This window comes from Methylomonas fluvii, from assembly GCF_014850975.1.
GTDB classification, from domain to species: Bacteria; Pseudomonadota; Gammaproteobacteria; order Methylococcales; family Methylomonadaceae; genus Methylomonas; species Methylomonas fluvii.
The window spans coordinates 110,662-128,218 of record NZ_JACXST010000003.1 but is presented as its reverse complement, the minus strand read 5'-3'; the positions used below and the strand labels follow the sequence as shown (position 1 = coordinate 128,218).

The following is a 17,557-nucleotide window of genomic DNA, read 5'->3' as shown; positions in this document are numbered from 1 at the left end:
ACAAATGGAAACCCTACTCAACATCTACTACCTAGGCATCAAAGAACTCCGCAGCCTCAGCCGCGACACCATGATGCTAGTGATGATCCTATTCTCCTTCACCGGACAGGTTTATCTGATCGCCACAGGCGTGCCCCAATCCTTGCACAAAGCGCCAATCGCCATTGTTGATGAAAACCGCTCGCCACTCTCCACCCGCATCATCAACGCCTTTTACGAACCGTATTTTTTAACGCCGGTGATTATCGATCAATACGAAACAGATCACGGCATGGATGTTGGTTTGTATAGTTTTGTACTGGATATTCCCTCGCATTTCCAGCGCGATATGTTGGCCGGCCGGCAGCCGGCGCTGCAATTAAATATCGATGCCACCCGCATCTCCCAGGCCTTTATTGGCAATACCTACATCCAGACGATTTTGAACGGTGAAGTCAATGCCTTTGCTCAAGGTCACCGGGCATCAGTGACCCTACCGGTGGAATTGGAGATAAGAACCCGCTTCAATCCCAATTTGAGCTCGGTGTGGTTCGGCTCGCTAATGGAAGTGGTCAACAGCATCACCACCCTGTCCATCATTCTGACCGGCGCGGCACTGATCCGCGAACGCGAGCACGGCACAATCGAGCACTTGCTGGTAATGCCGCTGACGCCTTTTGAAATCATGTCTGCCAAGGTTTGGTCGATGGGGTTGGTAGTGGTGGTGGTGGCGACCGCGTCCATTATTTTTGTGGTGCATGGCTTACTAGAGGTACCGATTCAAGGCTCGCTGAGTTTGTTTATTTTGGGCATGTTGCTGCATCTATTTGCCACCACTTCGTTAGGCATATATTTGGGAACCTTGGCGCGTTCAATGCCTCAACTAGGATTATTGATGCTGATAATCTTGCTACCTTTGCAAATGCTATCCGGCGGCATGACGCCGCGCGAAAGCATGCCGGTGCTGGTACAAAACATCATGCTCGCAGCACCGACGACGCATTTCGTGTCACTTGCGCAGGCTATTTTGTATCGAGGGGCTGGGTTAAGTATTGTTTGGGCTGATTTCTTGGCCTTGATTGGGATTGGTGGAGTGTTTTTTGCGCTGGCGCTAAATCGATTCAGGAATACGATTAGTTCAATGGTTTAAGAGTCTTGATGTCGCTGGCGCGAAGGCTAGTTTTAAAGTCGGGTCTCGGCCCGACAGCCGAGATACTTTCTTTTGCTTGGCCAAAAGAAAGTATCTAAAGAAAAGGCCACCCGACATTCCACCTTAATCCTGCGCTTCTCGCTTTTGGCGAAGGTTTTCGGAAGGGGCTTCCCAGCCCCTCCGAAAACGAGCGGCATCCCTGCCGCTCCCCTGCGGGCCATTATCGCCAAAAGCTGCGATGCTCGGGGCGGAATAACGGGAATAAAACCCCGCGACTTATTATTGGTTGGTTTATTTAATTTTTATTGGAGTTTGCTCATGACTGTGCCAGAAACATCCACAACTGCCATTCCTTCGCCACTTGGCAAAGAAGAGATCCACCACCTCAATGCATATTGGCGAGCCTGCAATTATTTGGCCGCCGGAATGATTTACCTCCGCGATAACCCTTTACTAAAAGAACCACTCAAACCAGAGCACATTAAAAACCGCCTGCTCGGCCACTGGGGTTCCAGCCCTGGCTTGAGTTTTATCTACATCCATTTGAACCGTCTGATCAAACAGTACGACCTCAATGCAATTTTCCTGGCCGGCCCCGGCCACGGTGCGCCGGGGGTGTTGGCCCCGGTGTATCTGGAAGGCACTTATGCGGAGATTTATCCGAATAAAGGCGAAGATGAAGAAGGCCTGTTGCAGTTTTTTAAAGAATTTTCCTTCCCCGGTGGCATCGGTAGCCATTGCACGCCGGAGACACCGGGGTCGATCCACGAAGGCGGCGAGTTGGGTTACAGCGTTTCCCATGCTTACGGTGCCGCTTACGACAATCCGGATTTGCTGGTGGCGGTGGTGGTCGGCGACGGCGAAGCCGAGACCGGGCCGCTAGCGACGTCCTGGCATTCGAATAAATTCCTGAATCCGATCCGCGATGGAGCGGTGCTGCCTATCCTGCATCTAAACGGTTACAAGATTAACAACCCGACGTTGCTGGCGCGGATTTCCCATGAAGAGCTGGAACAGTTGTTTCGCGGCTATGGTTATACGCCCTACTTCGTGGAAGGCAGCGATCCGGAAACCATGCATCAACTAATGGCCGGAGTGATGGAAACGTGTGTACTGGAGATTCGGAGAATCCAACAGGAAGCCCGTAAGAGCGGTATTCCTAGCCGCCCGCACTGGCCGATGATTGTCCTGCGCAGCCCAAAAGGCTGGACCGGACCGAAAGAAGTGGATGGTCATAAAGTAGAAGCGTTCTGGCGTTCCCATCAAGTGCCACTAGCCGGGGTAAAAGATAATCCTGCGCATATGAAGCTGTTGTCAGACTGGCTGCATAGCTACAAACCGGAAGAACTGTTCGATAGTAACGGCAAATTGATTCCTGCGCTTAAAGCCCTGGCGCCCACCGGTAACCGGCGGATGAGCGCCAATCCGCACGCCAACGGTGGCCTGTTGCGCAAGGCGTTGCGGATGCCTGATTTTCAAGAGTATGCCTTGGCCTTGGACGGCCCCGGTAAGGTATCAGCGGAAAACACCCGGCCGTTGGGTAAATTTCTGCGCGACATTATGAGCGCCAACATGCATAACTTTCGGGTATTCGGTCCCGACGAAAACAGCTCGAACAAGTTGGACGATGTTTACAAAGCCAGCAAGAAAACCTGGTTGGCCGATTACCTGCCGGAAGATGCCGACGGCGGCGAACTGGCGACGGATGGCCGGGTGATGGAAATGCTCTCTGAGCACACTCTGGAAGGCTGGCTGGAAGGCTATTTATTGACTGGCCGGCATGGTTTCTTTTCGTCCTACGAAGCCTTCGTACACGTGATCGATTCTATGTTCAACCAGCATGCCAAATGGCTGGCCATGTCTAAGGCCGTGTCCTGGCGGGCGCCGGTATCTTCGCTGAATTTACTGATTACCTCCACGGTTTGGCGCCAGGATCACAACGGTTTCACCCATCAAGACCCCGGTTTCCTGGATTTAGTGGTCAATAAAAGTCCGTCGGTGACGCGGATCTATTTGCCGCCCGACGTAAACTGCCTGCTGTCGGTCGCCAATCACTGCCTGCAAAGCACCGACTACATCAACGTCATCGTCTGTGACAAACAAAAGCATCTGCAATACCTGGACATGGATGCGGCGATCAAACACTGCACCAAAGGCATAGGCATCTGGGAATGGGCCAGTAACGACGATGGCGCCGAACCGGATCTGGTGATGGCCAGCGCCGGCGACATTCCCACCAAGGAAGCCTTGGCGGCGGTGGTGTTACTACGCGAGAACTTTCCGCAACTGAAAATCCGCTTTATCAACGTGGTGGATTTGTACAAACTGGTCCCGGCCGGCGAGCATCCGCATGGGCTGTCGGATCGGGATTTCGATAGCCTGTTTACCGTCAATAAGCCAGTGATTTTCAACTTCCACGGCTATCCATGGCTGATTCACCGACTGGCCTATCGACGCCACAACCACGCCAATTTGCACGTGCGCGGCTACAAGGAAAAAGGCAGTATCAACACCCCGCTGGAACTGGCAATTCAAAACGAAACCGACCGCTTTAGTCTGGCCATTGATGCGATAGACCGCATACCGGCCTTGCAAGTGTCCGGCGCGCACGTCAAAGAAAAGCTGCGCGACCGGCAAATCGACTGCCGCAATTATGCTTACGAAAACGGCATCGACCGGCCGGAAGACGATCAATGGCACTGGCCGTATTGAGGCGACTATGAGCTTGAAAATCTATTTGCTGCGCCACGGCGAGACCGCATACAGCCAACGCGGCGCGTTTTGCGGATCCCTGGATCCGGATTTGACGGCTGAGGGCCAGGCAATGGCGCAAGCCTTTGCCGCTGCCTACCGCTCGCTTACCTGGAGCGATGTCTACGTCAGCCCGATGCAAAGAGCTATCGCTACCGCCCAACCCTTGTGCGATGCGGTGGGCATGACCATGCAGTTTCGCGATGGCTTAAGGGAAATCAGCTACGGCGCATGGGAGGACCAGGAGCAGGACAATGTGAATCAGCACCATGCTCAGGACTACATCCGCTGGCAAACCGATCCGGCCTGGAACCCGCCAACCGGTGGCGAAACAGCCATCCAGATCGCCGCCCGCGCTCTGCCGGTCATTACGGAAATTCAAACCCAATACAAAACCGGCAATGTATTGCTGGTATCGCACAAGGCGACTATTCGTATTTTGCTGTGCAGTTTGCTAGGCATCGACTTGGGCCGCTATCGGGATCGCATCAACGCGCTCGCAGCCTCGGTAAGCATTATCAAGTTCACTGAATACGGGCCTATGCTGGAAGTGCTGGGTGACCGGAATCATTTGCCTGAGCAGTTGCGGCAACGGGCAGGGACTTGAGTTGTCATCACATTCAAATACTTAATCCGGCTAACCGCCACCTCAACTATCGAGCAGCATATGAAAAAATCTAATGACAAAGCCAAGGCCGATACCGAAAGTTGGTGGCTACAATCACCTTCGCAACTGCGCACCGCCCGCGCTAACGATGTTGGAGGATTATCCAGTGCCGAAGCCAGCGCCAAGCTGGCGGAATTTGGCCCCAATATGTTCCGCGATCATCAGCAGCAAGCCTTGTTACTGCAATTTCTGGCGAGGTTCAAAAACCCCTTGGTGCTGTTATTACTGGTCGCCAGCGCAATTTCCGCGTTCACCGGCGAAATCACCAACTTTGTGATCATTAGTATCATGGTGCTGTTCAGCGTTACCTTGGATTTTGTCCAGGAACATCGAGCCGGCAAGGCTGCGGAAAGTTTGCGGCATTCGGTTACGGTCAAGGCCAGGGTGATGCGGGATGGCAAACCTATCGATGTTCCGGTGACAGAGGTGGTGCCCGGCGATGTTGCGCTGCTCTCCGCTGGCGATATGGTGCCGGCGGACGGCTTATTAATGGAAGCCTGCGACCTATTCGTCAAACAGGCATTGCTGACAGGCGAAGCCTATCCTATCGAAAAACATCCAGGCGAATTGCCGGCGGATGCCACAGACTTGCAGGATGCCAGCAACGCCGTATTCATGGGCACCACCGTCATCAGTGGCAGCGGCAAAATGCGCGTGATTAAAACCGGCACGGCCACCGCTATCGGCGCTATCGCCGATAGCCTGACCAGCAAGCCGCCGGCGACGGCGTTTGAAGTGGGTACCCATCGCTTTGGTTTACTGATCATGCGTCTGACCGTGTTGCTGGTATTGTTTGTGTTATTGGTCAACGCCTATTTGGGCAAACCTTGGCTGGAGTCCTTCCTGTTTGCCGTGGCGCTGGCGGTAGGTTTGACACCAGAGCTACTGCCCATGGTGGTATCGGTCACATTGTCGCGAGGCGCGATGCACATGGCCGAAAAGCGGGTGATCGTCAAACGTCTGGCAGCGATTCAGAATCTGGGCTCGATGGACGTACTATGTACCGATAAAACCGGTACCCTAACCGAAGCCAAGATCAGACTGGAACAGCATGTCGATCCACAAGGCCAACCCAGTGCGCGAGTGCTGGAGCTGGCATATCTGAACAGCTTCTTCGAAACCGGTCTGAAAAGCCCGCTGGACGAAGCCATCCTCGCGCATGAATCCATCGACGTTTCCGCCTGGAAAAAGATCGATGAAGTGCCATTCGATTTCGAGCGGCGGCGGGTATCGGTGTTACTGGATAAAGGCAATGGCCGCTTGCTGGTGGTGAAAGGTGCGTCCGAGGAAATCATTACCCTGTGTACCCACTACGAGCAGCAAGGCAGCGACGTGCAAGTGCCGCTCGATCCGGCCAGTCGAGCTCGCATCCACGAACAGCATAATGCACTGGAGCGAGAAGGCTTCAGGGTGTTGGGCATTGCCTGGCGGGAAGTGCCGCAAGATCATCCACACGCGGTGGTGGGCGATGAAAGCGAGCTGATTTTCGCCGGCTTTGCCGGCTTTCTCGATCCGCCCAAACAAAGCGCCGGTGCGGCATTGGCGGCATTGAAAGATAGCGGCGTAACGGTGAAAATCGTCACCGGCGACAGCGACTTGGTGACCCAGCACGTCTGCGCCCAATTGAACATACCGGTCATCGGCGTACTGACCGGTAAAGACATCGAGTCTATGGATGACCATGCCCTGCGCATCCGCGTCGAAAAAGCCAATCTGTTCTGCCGGGTTAATCCGTCGCAAAAAAACCGGGTGATCTTGGCGCTCAAAGCTCGCGGCCATGTAGTCGGTTATCTGGGCGACGGCATCAACGATGCGCCGTCGTTGCATTCGGCGGATATCGGTTTATCGGTGGACTCAGCAGTGGACGTGGCGAAAGAGGCGGCCGATATGATTTTGCTGGATCAGGATTTACAAGTGCTACACGACGGCGTTCTCGAAGGCCGGCGCACTTTCGGCAATATTTTGAAATACATCATGATGGGCACCAGCTCCAATTTCGGGAATATGTTCAGCATGGCTGGTGCTGCGCTGTTTCTACCCTTCTTGCCGATGCTGCCGACGCAGATTCTGCTGAACAACATCCTGTATGACATATCTGAAGTGCCTATTCCTTTGGATCAGGTCGATGCGGAAGAACTGCGTACTCCACGGGTATTGGACATGAACTTCATCCGCAATTTCATGCTGGTGATCGGCCCGATTAGTTCGGCATTCGATTTTTTGACGTTTTACATTCTATTGACGGTATTGAAAGCCGACGAAGCCTTGTTCCAAACCGGCTGGTTTGTGGAATCCCTGTGTACCCAAGTGTTGGTAATTTTCATCATCCGCACCCGTGGCAACCCCTTCAAAAGCCGGGCGCATCCAGTGCTGGTCGCGACCTCGCTGTCTATCGCGTTGATCGGCGCCATCCTGCCGTTTACCCCACTAGGCCATTATTTCGGCTTCGTGCCGCCGCCCTCCCAGTTTTATTTAATTCTGGCGGCGATGGCAGTTTCTTATCTATTCGTGGTGGAACTGGCCAAACGAGGTTTTTACAGCTGGCATAACAAACACGGCAAACCACAACGCATTGGTCATCGCTCGGTTTGAACCACGTTGCAATACGAAAAAACTGGTGGCACGACTACCGGCCCATTGGTCAATATGTTCGACAGCGTACCGACTGCACCAGCGGTGTCGAATAGAGTAGGGAAAGTTTGCGGTGCCTTACAGAGCTCCAGCCAAACTAGCAACCCACTACTCTAAATAAAAAGCCGGAGAAACCTATGAAAATATTATCCATGGTAGCCTTAACTTTTCTAAGCGCGGCATTGCTAAGCCCTATCTACGCCGATGACCTCAAAGAGAAACAAAAAGACGTTCTCGAAAAACAAGAAGAAGTCAAAGAAAAGCAAGTCGAACTCAATAAAGCCAACAAAGAAGTATCCATAGAACGGGCCCAGGAAGCCAACAAATCAATGCAGCAGGTCAGTCGAGCCAGCAAGATCACCGGCGCCAAGGTGAAAAACACTACGGGTGACGGTCTCGGCGACATCAAGGATTTGGTGATCGATCCGGCGAATGGTCAAGTGGTTTACGCAGTCGTATCCTTCGGCGGGATCATGGGCATGGGCGACAAACTGTTTGCCATTCCCTGGCGAGCACTGCATTGGACCAGCCCCAAGAATTATTATGTCCTTGATCTGGATAAAGACACTTTAAAAAAGGCCCCTGGTTTTGACAAAAAGCATTGGCCGGAAAATTCTGAAAAATGGGAAGAACAACGCGAGGCGCTCGGCCAGTTTTATCGAGTAAAACCATAGTTTTGATAGCCACGACTAGCAACTATCGAAAAAATCACCCTATTACTAAATCGATGGAATTTTGATTTTTTTAACGATTTACTGAGACCGCATTTCTTCCGTGTATAGCGCCTCCAAAATGCCCCCCGCCAAGTCGGACCGGGCATTCTTTTTTTGTGATTTTTGATTTCGGACGATGCGCTCTGAGCCGTATTGCTAAGCTCACTCAAGTTCAATTGAAGGCTTGGCGCAAGCGCTTTGCTGCTGTTCTAAATCATTCAAGGCCTCGACCAAGCCCAACACCCGATCAACCGAAGCATGCCATTGGGCAATCACCGGCATATTATTCACGGGCCAGGACAAAGCCGCGGCCATTTGTTGAAAGGCCTGCACCGACTGCATCAACGCCCCCAGCGTAATACTCCCCAGAATAAAGCGCGGCGCGGTGATCAAAATGGGCAACGCCATCGATAACACCGCATAGCCGGAGCTAAACAGAATAATGTGCTCCCAGGCCCGGGTTTGCAGATCGTAGATCCCGTTAATGTCTTGAAACAGACTGAGAAAGCGCTTTTTTTCGTGAGCTTCCCGGTTATGGACCGAAATTGCCTGAGCATTTTCCCGGGCCTTGACCAAACCGAAGCGAAAATTAGCTTCAACCGTTTGCATAGCGTTGGTGGTTAAGGTCAGCGGTCGCCCTGCCAACCAACCTAACACAGAGGCCAGTGCGGCATACAGCAAAGCCAACCAAACCAAATGTCCGGCTATCGGGAGTTGCATACCGCCAAAATCCAGCATCACGGTGCCGGACAGCGTCCAGAGAATCTGGGTAAAGCTGGCCAACAATAACAAGCTGTAAAACAGCGTGTAACACAGATTAACGGCTTCGTCGGTGGCGATGCGAATATCTTCGGCGATGCGGCCATCCGGATTATCGTGGCCCACTGTCAGTATCTGGGCGATTTGGTAATGATGGCCTTTGTTCATCCAGCGACCTATCACGTGTGCCGTTAGCCAGGCGCGCCAACTGATTTGCAAATCCCGTTTGATTTTCAGATGTAAAACGGTCACCAGCATGCTGGCCACAAAGATTAATCCCAGATCCCGCACTTGGTTCATCAGCCCGGGCATATTGCGCTGTTCCAATGCGTCGAAAAGCGCGGCGCTCCATTGCGTATTCATCACAGCAATGATGATCTGTAACACGGTCAAAATCAGTAAATTAAAGGTCCGCCTGCAGATGCGCATTTGGTGTTCTGACCGCCAAAAAGGCCCGGCCAGTTTCAAAAACTTAAAGAAAAACCCAGTTTGACCTGGCACGGTAGGTGCTCCACGGTGAAATAATTTGCGTTGGCTATATAGAAATTTCAGGCCGTCATACATCTTCACGATTAACCTGGAAACCGCCAGTTACAGGATGGGCTGCATAGGGTTGTAAGTCTGTACGCTAGCGTACCAACATCCGAGCCATAACAACTTGCCGTCATCACCGTCCGCTGCATCAATGTGCGTTGACGCACCGACTCCGTTCAAGGTCACGAGTATGGTTGGTCCCGAGCCCTAAAAAAACGCTCATTCGCTTCAATAAAATTAAAACACCACCAGGAGTCATCATGAACAGAGATCAAGTAAAAGGCCGTGTCGAAGAGACCAAAGGCAAAATCAAAGAAGTCGCCGGTAAACTAACGAACGACGACGAGTTGGAATTGGAAGGAAAGGTGCAGAAGCACGTCGGTAAAGTTCAGTCAGGCTTTGGCGATGTCAAGGACGATATCAAAAATGCTGTGGACGACGAATAACACCCGTTACCTGCACACCCAACTGACCAAAGGCAAGCTCATGAAATTTACCCAAACCGAACGCTATATATTATCGGCCGGCGTCCTCACTGCTTTGTGCTCGTTTGGCGCCTTCGCCGCAGACCATGAAGCCCCGATTAACAAAGATCAGGTAGAAGGCCGAGTCGAAGAAACCAAAGGCAAGGTCAAGGAAGCGACCGGCAAGATCATCGACGACAAAGGCATGCAAGTAGAAGGTAATGTCCAAAAAAATCTCGGCAAAGCCCAGAAAGGCTATGGCGATATCAAGCAGGATATTAAGGAAGGCAAATAAGACAAAGCAGCTAGTCGGTCGACATATCGCCTCCCCCTTTGGAGTTAACGTTGGCCGGCTAGCCGCTCTTACTTGAAAGATCGTTACGCATTTGAACAGAACAGTCTGACTGCTAGGCGCAAAACTAGTACTTTCCGCGTCAGCATTTGATTCTAGGACGAATTGACTCCCCCACTTAACGGAGAATTCCATGCATCAAACATCCCAATCAGAACATGCCACGCAAGCTTGCATAGCGGCATGCAGCCTTTGCCACCAGATTTGTTTACAAACCGCAATGAACCATTGCCTGGAAACCGGCGGCAAGCACATCAAAGCCAAACATTTACGCCTGATGCTGAACTGCGCCGAGATTTGCCAGACGTCGGCCAATTTTCAACTGACCGGCTCGCATTTTTTGCATCACCTCCACGCACTTTGTGCGGAAATATGCGAAGCCTGCGCGGCGGAATGCGATGAAATCGGCGGTATGAAGGATTGTGTTGTGGCCTGCCAACAATGCGCCGACAGTTGCCGGCAAATGCTTAGCACTCAACATTAAACGGCTCCTCCGCCGTGATACGACCTAGATTTGTATTATCGGCGGTGGTGATTGCGACGGTACTGTCAGCCTGTGCGCCGTGCATTAAGGACACTCCCCATACTCCTGCCGCTTGGTCAGACAACCACGCCGCCAATAGAGCCTTACTCGGCAAAATCAACTGCCGCGCCAGCCTGCATCCAGTCTTCTGCGGAGCTAAGCACAAGCTTTTCTATTGCCTAAAACCACAGATAGCCAACCCACATAAAGACCAACTTAATAACGACCTGCTTGCTTTTTTAAAATCCTAAATTGTCAATAATTGATACCGGTAAAAATACTCCCAATAATGAGTTATGGCGTTTTACTAGTTCTCTATTTTTATTTACCGCGAGTGTGTGACAGCGTACCGACTCAAATATAATTTAACTGTATCTTCAAGTCCCAATAAAAGATATTGACTAATAAATATTCAATATCTTAGTGATCGATAAATAAATCATTAATAGCTATAAGATTCCTGAGAGAAGTCCAATATTGTTAATGAAATCGCCGTAAATATTCATCCAGATAGCAGCTACAAATTAGCTGTTATTCAGATCGAAGAGACTATTATGTATAAACCTGTTTTTTGCATCTGCCAAGACATCGGTCAGACAGCCGCTATCGTTAACAATCTTAAAACGGCGGGGTTTTCTAACAATGAAATATCGTTGGTATTTCCAGAGAATTCCTCCCTCCCCGATCTTCAACAAACTTCCTACGAAAATACCGATAGTACCGAGGAACACAACCGTGATCTGGAATGGCTCAGCGGCATCGATAGCCTGGACATTCCGGGCGTCGGTCGTTTCATTGCCGCGGGACCGATTATGGTGGAATTAAGTCGCATACCTCAAACAGACCAAGTTAACGATTTAATTGCGGCCTTAGTCGGTGTAGGCATCCCAATACATCACGCCGAGCACTACCAAGAAAAAATCAAAGCCGGAAGCACGCTGATCGCCGTCAATACGGCAACCGTGGAGAACCGGGATACCGCTAACACCATTTTCCAACAGGCTGAGGCAGAGGATATTTCTTCATCGGAAGAAGTATCGGTCATCGTTTGATGCTCTTCGCCATAGCCCCCCACAACCAATACACAGGATTTTTTATTATGCAGAGCATCGAAATGATAGACAGTTTACTGATTGACGAACTCTCAGCCACTGAGACCTACAGTCAGGTATTAAAAAAACTTCGGGAAGAGGTTTCACTCGGTGAATCGGAGTTACTGCTGCCGATTTACGAAGCGCATAAAGCAGCCGTTTCCAGTTTGCAGACTCAAATTCGCGAGTTTGGCGGTACGCCGGCCAAGGACTCCGGTGTATGGGGTTCTTGGGCCAACTTGATTCAAGGCGGCGCCAATGTCTTCGGTAAACAAGCCGCGCTAAAAGTATTACAGGAAGGCGAAAAGAGCGGTCTGGGCGACTATGAAAAAGCTCTCTTGGATAAGAAACTCGGTTCCAATATCCGTAGCTTGATCCTACTCAAGCTGCTCCCCGCGCAACACGCCCATATCGACATCTTAAATCAAATGATGGGCTCGATAACCGCTTAGTAAGCTTCACCAGCCCAAACGATACGTTTATTTCAGCACACATTGGCATCGTTTATCTCGATGCCAATGTTAAAGTTCCAAGGAGTCCCACACCATGCTTACCACTATTCCAGATGTAATCTTTAAAACCCGTGTTCGCGATGAAAGTGTCCCCGGAGAAAATCCATTTCGTTGGCAGGATGTCAGCACCGATGAGATTTTCAAAGGTAAATCCATAGTGATACTGGCGCTACCCGGGGCATACACGCCCACTTGCTCGAACAAGCATCTGCCCGGCTTTGACGCAAAATACCAGGAACTGATCGCTCATGGCATTGATGAGGTCTACTGCCTGAGCGTCAACGATGCCTTTGTGATGTACCAATGGGGCCAGCATCTAAAAATCGCCAACGTCAAAATGCTACCCGACGGTAACGGCGAATTTACCGAAGCAATGGGTATGCTGGTGAAAAAACACAATGTAGGTTTCGGCAGCCGCTCCTGGCGTTACTCGATGTTGGTCGAGGACAAAAAGATTCTAAAAATTTTTGGCGAACCTGGTCAAACCGACAATTGTCCAGATGATCCCTTTACGGTGAGCGATGTGGACACCATGCTGGCTTATCTGCAGCAACAGAAATGAGCCTATTCCTATGACTACGTATGACTACGATCTATTCGTGGTGGGCGCCGGCTCCGGCGGCGTGCGCGCCGCCAATGCCGCAGCCAATCAGGGTGCCAGGGTTGCGATAGCGGAAGTCCGCCATTTCGGCGGCACCTGCGTCAACCTGGGCTGCGTACCGAAAAAACTGTTGGTCTACGCCTCGCAATTTAAAGACGACTTTGCCGCCGCTGCCGGCTTCGGTTGGACGCTGGACAATGCCTCCTTAGATTGGCCCAGTTTGATCGCCAACAAAAACCGGGAAATCGAGCGTCTGCAAGCGGTCTATCAACACCACTTGCAACAATCCCGCGTGACCATTTTTACTGGCAAAGCACAATTGCTCGATGCCCATACCGTAGCGGTCGCCGGCAGACAATGTACGGCAAGACGCATTTTGCTGGCCACCGGCGGCTGGCCGTTTGTGCCGGATATAGCCGGCAAGCAACACATCGTTACCTCTAATGAACTATTTTCCCTGGATAAGTTGCCTGAGCGCATCGTAATTGTCGGCGGCGGTTACATCGCGGTCGAATTTGCCAGCATTCTAAACGGGCTGGGTGTCGATACGACTGTTTGTCATCGGGGAGAAAAACTGCTGGAGGGATTTGACGAAGATATTCGCGATTTTTTGGCCGCTGCGATGCGCAAACAAGGTATCAAGATTCTATTCAATTGCGACGTCCAAGCTATTGCTGCTGATGGCAATGCCTTTAGCGTCAGCTTGCTGGATGGCAATACCATGACGACAGACTTGGTGATGTACGCCACCGGCAGAACGCCGAATTCGCGCGGATTCGGCCTGGAACAATTGGGCGTAGCCCTGGACGACAAAGGCGCGATCATAGTCGATAGCCACTATCAAACCAATGTGCCGTCCATCTATGCGCTGGGTGATGTCACCGACCGAGTGAACCTGACCCCGGTAGCGATAGCCGAAGGCGAGGCGCTAGTGAGTAATTTATTTGCCAAGCAGTCCCGACCGGTGGATTACGATAACATTCCCACCGCCGTGTTTTGCCAGCCCAATATCGCCAGCGTCGGTTTAACTGAAGCGCAGGCGCGGCAAAAATATTCGGACATCGATATTTATAAAACCGAATTCAAACCCATCAAAAATATGCTGTCGGGTAAAGACGAAAATACCCTGATGAAAATGATCGTGGAGCGCCATACGGACAAGGTGATTGGGCTGCATATGATAGGCGCCGATGCGCCGGAAATTATTCAAGGCATGGCTGTAGCGATGCGTGCCGGCGCGACCAAAGCCTTGTTCGATTCGACTCTCGGCATCCACCCTACTGCTGCCGAAGAGTTTGTTAGCCTGCATAAAGCCGTGTCCTAAAAGACGCTTTGCAAGGCAATGCATCCTTGCCGTTATAAGCATTAGCGCCGATCCGGGGAGACTAACGTCTCCTGGGATTGGACTTATATCAACTTACTTAACTTCGCCTTCGCGTTTGGTTTCCATTTTCAGATTTTGATATTCGTGCTGTTCAAGCTTGCCATCGTTACCGGCATCGACTTTGTCGAAGGTTTGTAATAAATAAGGAAAATTCTGTAACTCGCTTTTAGTAACGACGTGATCGCCATTAATATCGGCTTGAGCAAACGTGGGCAAATTACCCTTACCGTCAGGTGATTTTTTAGCGGGTTTTATCTGCGAGTTCTCGGCATTCACCGGCTGCATAATTGCACTCAGGCCGATAGCCAGCACACCCGCTATCCGGATAACTTTAGAAAATTGACTGATATTGTCAGATGTATTGCTGATCGTGTTATTGGTTTTCATATTGATTCACTTTGATTAATAAATATAAGTATTTTTTGGTATAAAAAATAGCCTTCGAGATAATACCTATTTAGCTTTGAAGCCTTGATAATTAAGGCGTGCATTTAAAATGTTTTGAAATTCACCCGAAATCCATGGCAGCAATTAAAAAAAATACACCTGCCATTAATTCATACCCTCGCCTAATAAATTAATATTCCGATACAGCTTAAGTTTACTCCCTACCCATTAATTAAGTCGGTTCGCTGGCGCACATATTAATTTTCATGAAAGCTATAAAAATGGGGGTCTATGTTTGGCGATACTGCCCACGCAAGACGTTTCGGAGAAAATCTCACCGCCCATAAACAATTGCAGAGAAACAGCATTTCAAACAGTAGAGCTGTGTGTGTTAGCGAACTGATAGATTTCCATTTTATTTGTACAGTCGTTATCGTGTGCAATCAACTGATCTACTAGTCGCTAGTCACCCCATAATCAATCAGCTGGGAGTTTTCTTATGTCTCACATCCAATCATTGCTACAAAATGAATTGTCCGCAGTGGCAACCTATCAACAGGCACTGAATAGATTCAGGAAAGAAACTGCTCTGGGAGAAATGGACGTTTTAATGTCTTCTTTTGAGGAACATAAGGCCGCCGTTTTCAGTTTGCAGGGCAAAATTCAACAATTGGGCGATATAGCCGTTCAAGATTCCGGAGCTTGGGGGGCTTGGGCAAAAATATTCATGGCCAGCGCCATGTTGTTGGGTAAACAAGCTGCGCTAAAGGCCTTGCGCGAGGGCGAATTAACCGGCTTAGAGGAATATGAAAAAGTGTTGCAGGATCATGAACTGCCATCGGACATTCGCTCTTTGATCGAAACCAAACTGCTGCCTGCTCAGCAAAGACACATGCGCACGTTGGACAGCCTATTGGTTGCAGTAATGGCCTAGGTAAACCGTTTCAGGTGCATGAATGCCTAATCTTCTATTATGTATCCATGCACCTGAAAAACCCGCAGACAAGTATCGACCACTTGCTAGTCTAAACTAATCCCGCGTTGCCTGGTAATTTCCGTTAGAGCCGCTTCAATGCCCAAGGCTGCAAGATACGGCCGATGCGAGGCCCATCGCTTCGACTATATCCGCGACAGCCAGAATCTTGGACTCCAGCAGTAGGGCGTCGCTATGCGGTACCGGCGGATAGCCGCCCTCTTGTTCCGCCGAAAAAAGCACACCGATAGCAATTCGCTTTGTCTGCTAACATAGGCAATCTAAAAATGGTAATGCGCTCCCAAGCCGACGTATTCCACTTTGTCTTTGTAAAACTGGCCGCTGGGCGAATAGCCGTTGAAATATTCGACCAGAATTTGCAGTTTGCGTCCCAGTACTTTGGAATTGTCGAATTCGACCCCGGCTCTGGCCGATATATCGGCGCTCCAGTTGTTTTGGTCGTAGTTCTTGATGTCGGCGGCAATAATCGGACGCATCGATGCAAAATCCAGACGCCATGGGCTTCTAAATTCGATACCGTATTGTGCCGACCATTTTTTCAGAGCAGACGGTTCTCTATCAAACAGACCGCCGCCGCCACCGTAGATACGCACGCCATAGGGCAATTCGTAAGATAGTTTTAAATCCACGCCCTCATAACTGAGGTTGACCCGCTCGAATGTGGTATTGACTTTGCGCAGCAAAAACTCGTCGCCCAAATGCGAACTTTGATGATAAACGCGGCCAAATGCGGAAAATTGCCCGGCACGCACGCTGGAATAGATAGAGGCAATAAAATCGGTATTGACAAGGTCGGCTGACGAGGCGTCCAGGTTGAAGTCGCTGAACACACCAGCCTGCAAGCCGGCTTCCCATTGCGCCGTGGAATTACCGATATTGGCCCGATAAAACGGTATGGTTTCGCCAAAGCTTACCGAAGCTATATCGCGACCGTCGAAATTATTGCTCTGGTAATTGCGATAAGTCGCGGAAAAATGCGCCCAACGCGGATCGGCTAATAGCCCTTTAAACAAATGCCCGGTCGGCAATAGTCCTGTCGGCAACACGAGGCTCTCGGCCGTGGTCAACGTTGTCGGATCAGCAGCTAGCGAAGCGGCCTCCTTGGCATGTACCTCGGTGGTTTCGGCTATTTTCACGGCATTCACACCGGGAATTTCCGCCAAGACCTTACAGGCCTGAGCGCGTTCCGCACCGGACATCCCTGCGGCAGGCAAGGTAATCACACCGTCTTTTACCGTCAATGCCGGCATATCGAGTTTTATACTGTGCTTCAAAGCGGCAGCAGCATAACCGGCGATATAGGCATCATCGGCGGGCGTAGCCTGCGCCATAGGAGCCGACAGCAACAAAATGCCCGCTAAGCTGGTTAATGAATAATGTCTCATTGTTTACTCGGCACGCTGGTTTTAACCAATAATTCGTTTTGTACCGACTTCACATGTTCCTGACCGTTAACCAGGCCAAGCGCTCTGCCTACCAATTGCTCAGAATCCACCGTGCCGCGCAAGGTGACCACACCGTTTACAGTCGTTACGTCAATCGGCGCCAGTTTCAGGAAGTCATCGTTTAGCAAGGCTGTCTTAACTTTGGCGGTAATCACCGAGTCGTCCAGGTATTCGCCGGTTGCTTTAGTGCTATCCACCACCGCATCCTTGGCCGCTTCAAGGCGGTGTTCGGAATGATTGATGGCTTGATCGATCTGTTTGCCGGCTTTTTCCAATGAGTCGTTGGACGTTTCTGCTGCCTTATCGATGGATGCTTCGGCTTTTCCCGCTTGCTGCGCTACCGACTCTTTTGCCGCTTCAATTTTCTGCCCGGCTTTTTCAGCGCTTTGTTCGATTTTTTGTCCGGCGTTTTCCACGGCCTTATCGACTTTTTTTCCCGCTTTTTCCGCCTGACCTTCCGGCTGGCAAGCGGCAAGTCCTAACACGGCAGACAAACAGGCCATCGCGAACAACTTGTTACTGAAGAGTCTATAGGGATAATCGGATCTGATTTTCATGGCTTGTTCCTTGGGAATGGGTGATTTACGGAAAACGTGCCGAGTCAGGCGGCACTGCATGCG

General features: G+C 50.7%; 17 protein-coding genes. 13 read left to right on the top strand and 4 right to left on the bottom strand.

Features of this window, described 5'->3' with window-relative positions; all coding sequences use genetic code 11:
• The first annotated feature begins 4 nt into the window (after positions 1-4).
• The 5 genes from EBB_RS18100 to EBB_RS18080 all read left to right on the top strand — a co-directional run bounded on the left by EBB_RS18100 (position 5) and on the right by EBB_RS18080 (position 7,852).
• A complete protein-coding gene (locus tag EBB_RS18100) occupies positions 5-1,129 on the top strand; it encodes an ABC transporter permease (protein ID WP_192395167.1) in 1,125 nt (374 codons plus the stop codon).
• A 318-nt stretch (positions 1,130-1,447) separates the two neighbouring features.
• Positions 1,448-3,841: a phosphoketolase family protein gene (locus EBB_RS18095; RefSeq protein WP_192395166.1), complete on the top strand. Its 2,394-nt coding sequence runs from the start codon at positions 1,448-1,450 to the stop codon at positions 3,839-3,841.
• 7 nt (positions 3,842-3,848) lie between these two features.
• Positions 3,849-4,487, top strand: coding sequence for a histidine phosphatase family protein (locus EBB_RS18090; protein WP_192395165.1), 639 nt, complete (start codon positions 3,849-3,851; stop codon positions 4,485-4,487).
• 60 nt (positions 4,488-4,547) lie between these two features.
• Entirely contained in the window at positions 4,548-7,139 is a 2,592-nt protein-coding gene (mgtA, locus tag EBB_RS18085) for a magnesium-translocating P-type ATPase (RefSeq protein ID WP_192395164.1), read from the top strand.
• Between the two features lie 176 nt (positions 7,140-7,315).
• Positions 7,316-7,852 (top strand): PRC-barrel domain-containing protein, encoded by a 537-nt coding sequence (locus EBB_RS18080; RefSeq protein ID WP_192395163.1) that lies wholly within the window; start codon positions 7,316-7,318, stop codon positions 7,850-7,852.
• 201 nt (positions 7,853-8,053) lie between these two features.
• On the opposite strand, the gene EBB_RS18075 is transcribed toward EBB_RS18080, so the two are convergent.
• Positions 8,054-9,079 (bottom strand): SbmA/BacA-like family transporter, encoded by a 1,026-nt coding sequence (locus tag EBB_RS18075; protein WP_225587591.1) that lies wholly within the window; start codon positions 9,077-9,079, stop codon positions 8,054-8,056.
• A gap of 365 nt (positions 9,080-9,444) precedes the next feature.
• Here EBB_RS18075 and EBB_RS18070 point away from each other — a divergent pair, with 365 nt between their 5' ends.
• From EBB_RS18070 to gorA, 7 genes are all read left to right on the top strand, one after another.
• Positions 9,445-9,630, top strand: a complete 186-nt coding sequence (locus tag EBB_RS18070; protein ID WP_192395161.1) for a CsbD family protein — start codon at positions 9,445-9,447, stop codon at positions 9,628-9,630.
• Entirely contained in the window at positions 9,611-9,943 is a 333-nt protein-coding gene (locus tag EBB_RS26030) for a CsbD family protein (protein ID WP_225587589.1), read from the top strand. Before EBB_RS18070 ends, EBB_RS26030 begins: the two co-directional genes overlap by 20 nt.
• 190 nt (positions 9,944-10,133) lie before the next feature.
• Complete coding sequence (locus EBB_RS18060; RefSeq protein WP_192395160.1) at positions 10,134-10,484, top strand: four-helix bundle copper-binding protein; 351 nt, start codon at positions 10,134-10,136, stop codon at positions 10,482-10,484.
• A gap of 593 nt (positions 10,485-11,077) precedes the next feature.
• Positions 11,078-11,575 (top strand): hypothetical protein, encoded by a 498-nt coding sequence (locus EBB_RS18055; RefSeq protein ID WP_192395159.1) that lies wholly within the window; start codon positions 11,078-11,080, stop codon positions 11,573-11,575.
• 47 nt (positions 11,576-11,622) lie between these two features.
• Positions 11,623-12,066 (top strand): ferritin family protein, encoded by a 444-nt coding sequence (locus tag EBB_RS18050; protein ID WP_192395158.1) that lies wholly within the window; start codon positions 11,623-11,625, stop codon positions 12,064-12,066.
• A gap of 94 nt (positions 12,067-12,160) precedes the next feature.
• Positions 12,161-12,688 (top strand): peroxiredoxin, encoded by a 528-nt coding sequence (locus tag EBB_RS18045; protein ID WP_192395157.1) that lies wholly within the window; start codon positions 12,161-12,163, stop codon positions 12,686-12,688.
• Positions 12,689-12,698: 10 nt separating this feature from the next.
• Entirely contained in the window at positions 12,699-14,051 is a 1,353-nt protein-coding gene (gorA, locus tag EBB_RS18040; RefSeq protein ID WP_192395156.1) for a glutathione-disulfide reductase, read from the top strand.
• A 93-nt stretch (positions 14,052-14,144) separates the two neighbouring features.
• Here gorA and EBB_RS18035 read toward each other — a convergent pair whose 3' ends face one another.
• Complete coding sequence (locus tag EBB_RS18035; RefSeq protein ID WP_192395155.1) at positions 14,145-14,498, bottom strand: EF-hand domain-containing protein; 354 nt, start codon at positions 14,496-14,498, stop codon at positions 14,145-14,147.
• A 499-nt stretch (positions 14,499-14,997) separates the two neighbouring features.
• Between EBB_RS18035 and EBB_RS18030 the strand changes: the two genes are divergently transcribed.
• The gene (locus EBB_RS18030; protein ID WP_192395154.1) at positions 14,998-15,432 is read left to right on the top strand and encodes a DUF2383 domain-containing protein; all 435 of its coding nucleotides are present in this window, start codon (positions 14,998-15,000) and stop codon (positions 15,430-15,432) included.
• Between the two features lie 320 nt (positions 15,433-15,752).
• On the opposite strand, the gene EBB_RS18025 is transcribed toward EBB_RS18030, so the two are convergent.
• A complete protein-coding gene (locus EBB_RS18025; RefSeq protein WP_192395153.1) occupies positions 15,753-16,877 on the bottom strand; it encodes a DUF1207 domain-containing protein in 1,125 nt (374 codons plus the stop codon).
• On the bottom strand, positions 16,874-17,494 hold the full coding sequence (locus EBB_RS18020; RefSeq protein ID WP_192395152.1) for a BON domain-containing protein: 621 nt from the start codon (positions 17,492-17,494) through the stop codon (positions 16,874-16,876). The genes EBB_RS18025 and EBB_RS18020 overlap by 4 nt, the downstream gene beginning before the upstream one ends.
• Positions 17,495-17,557: the final 63 nt, after the last annotated feature.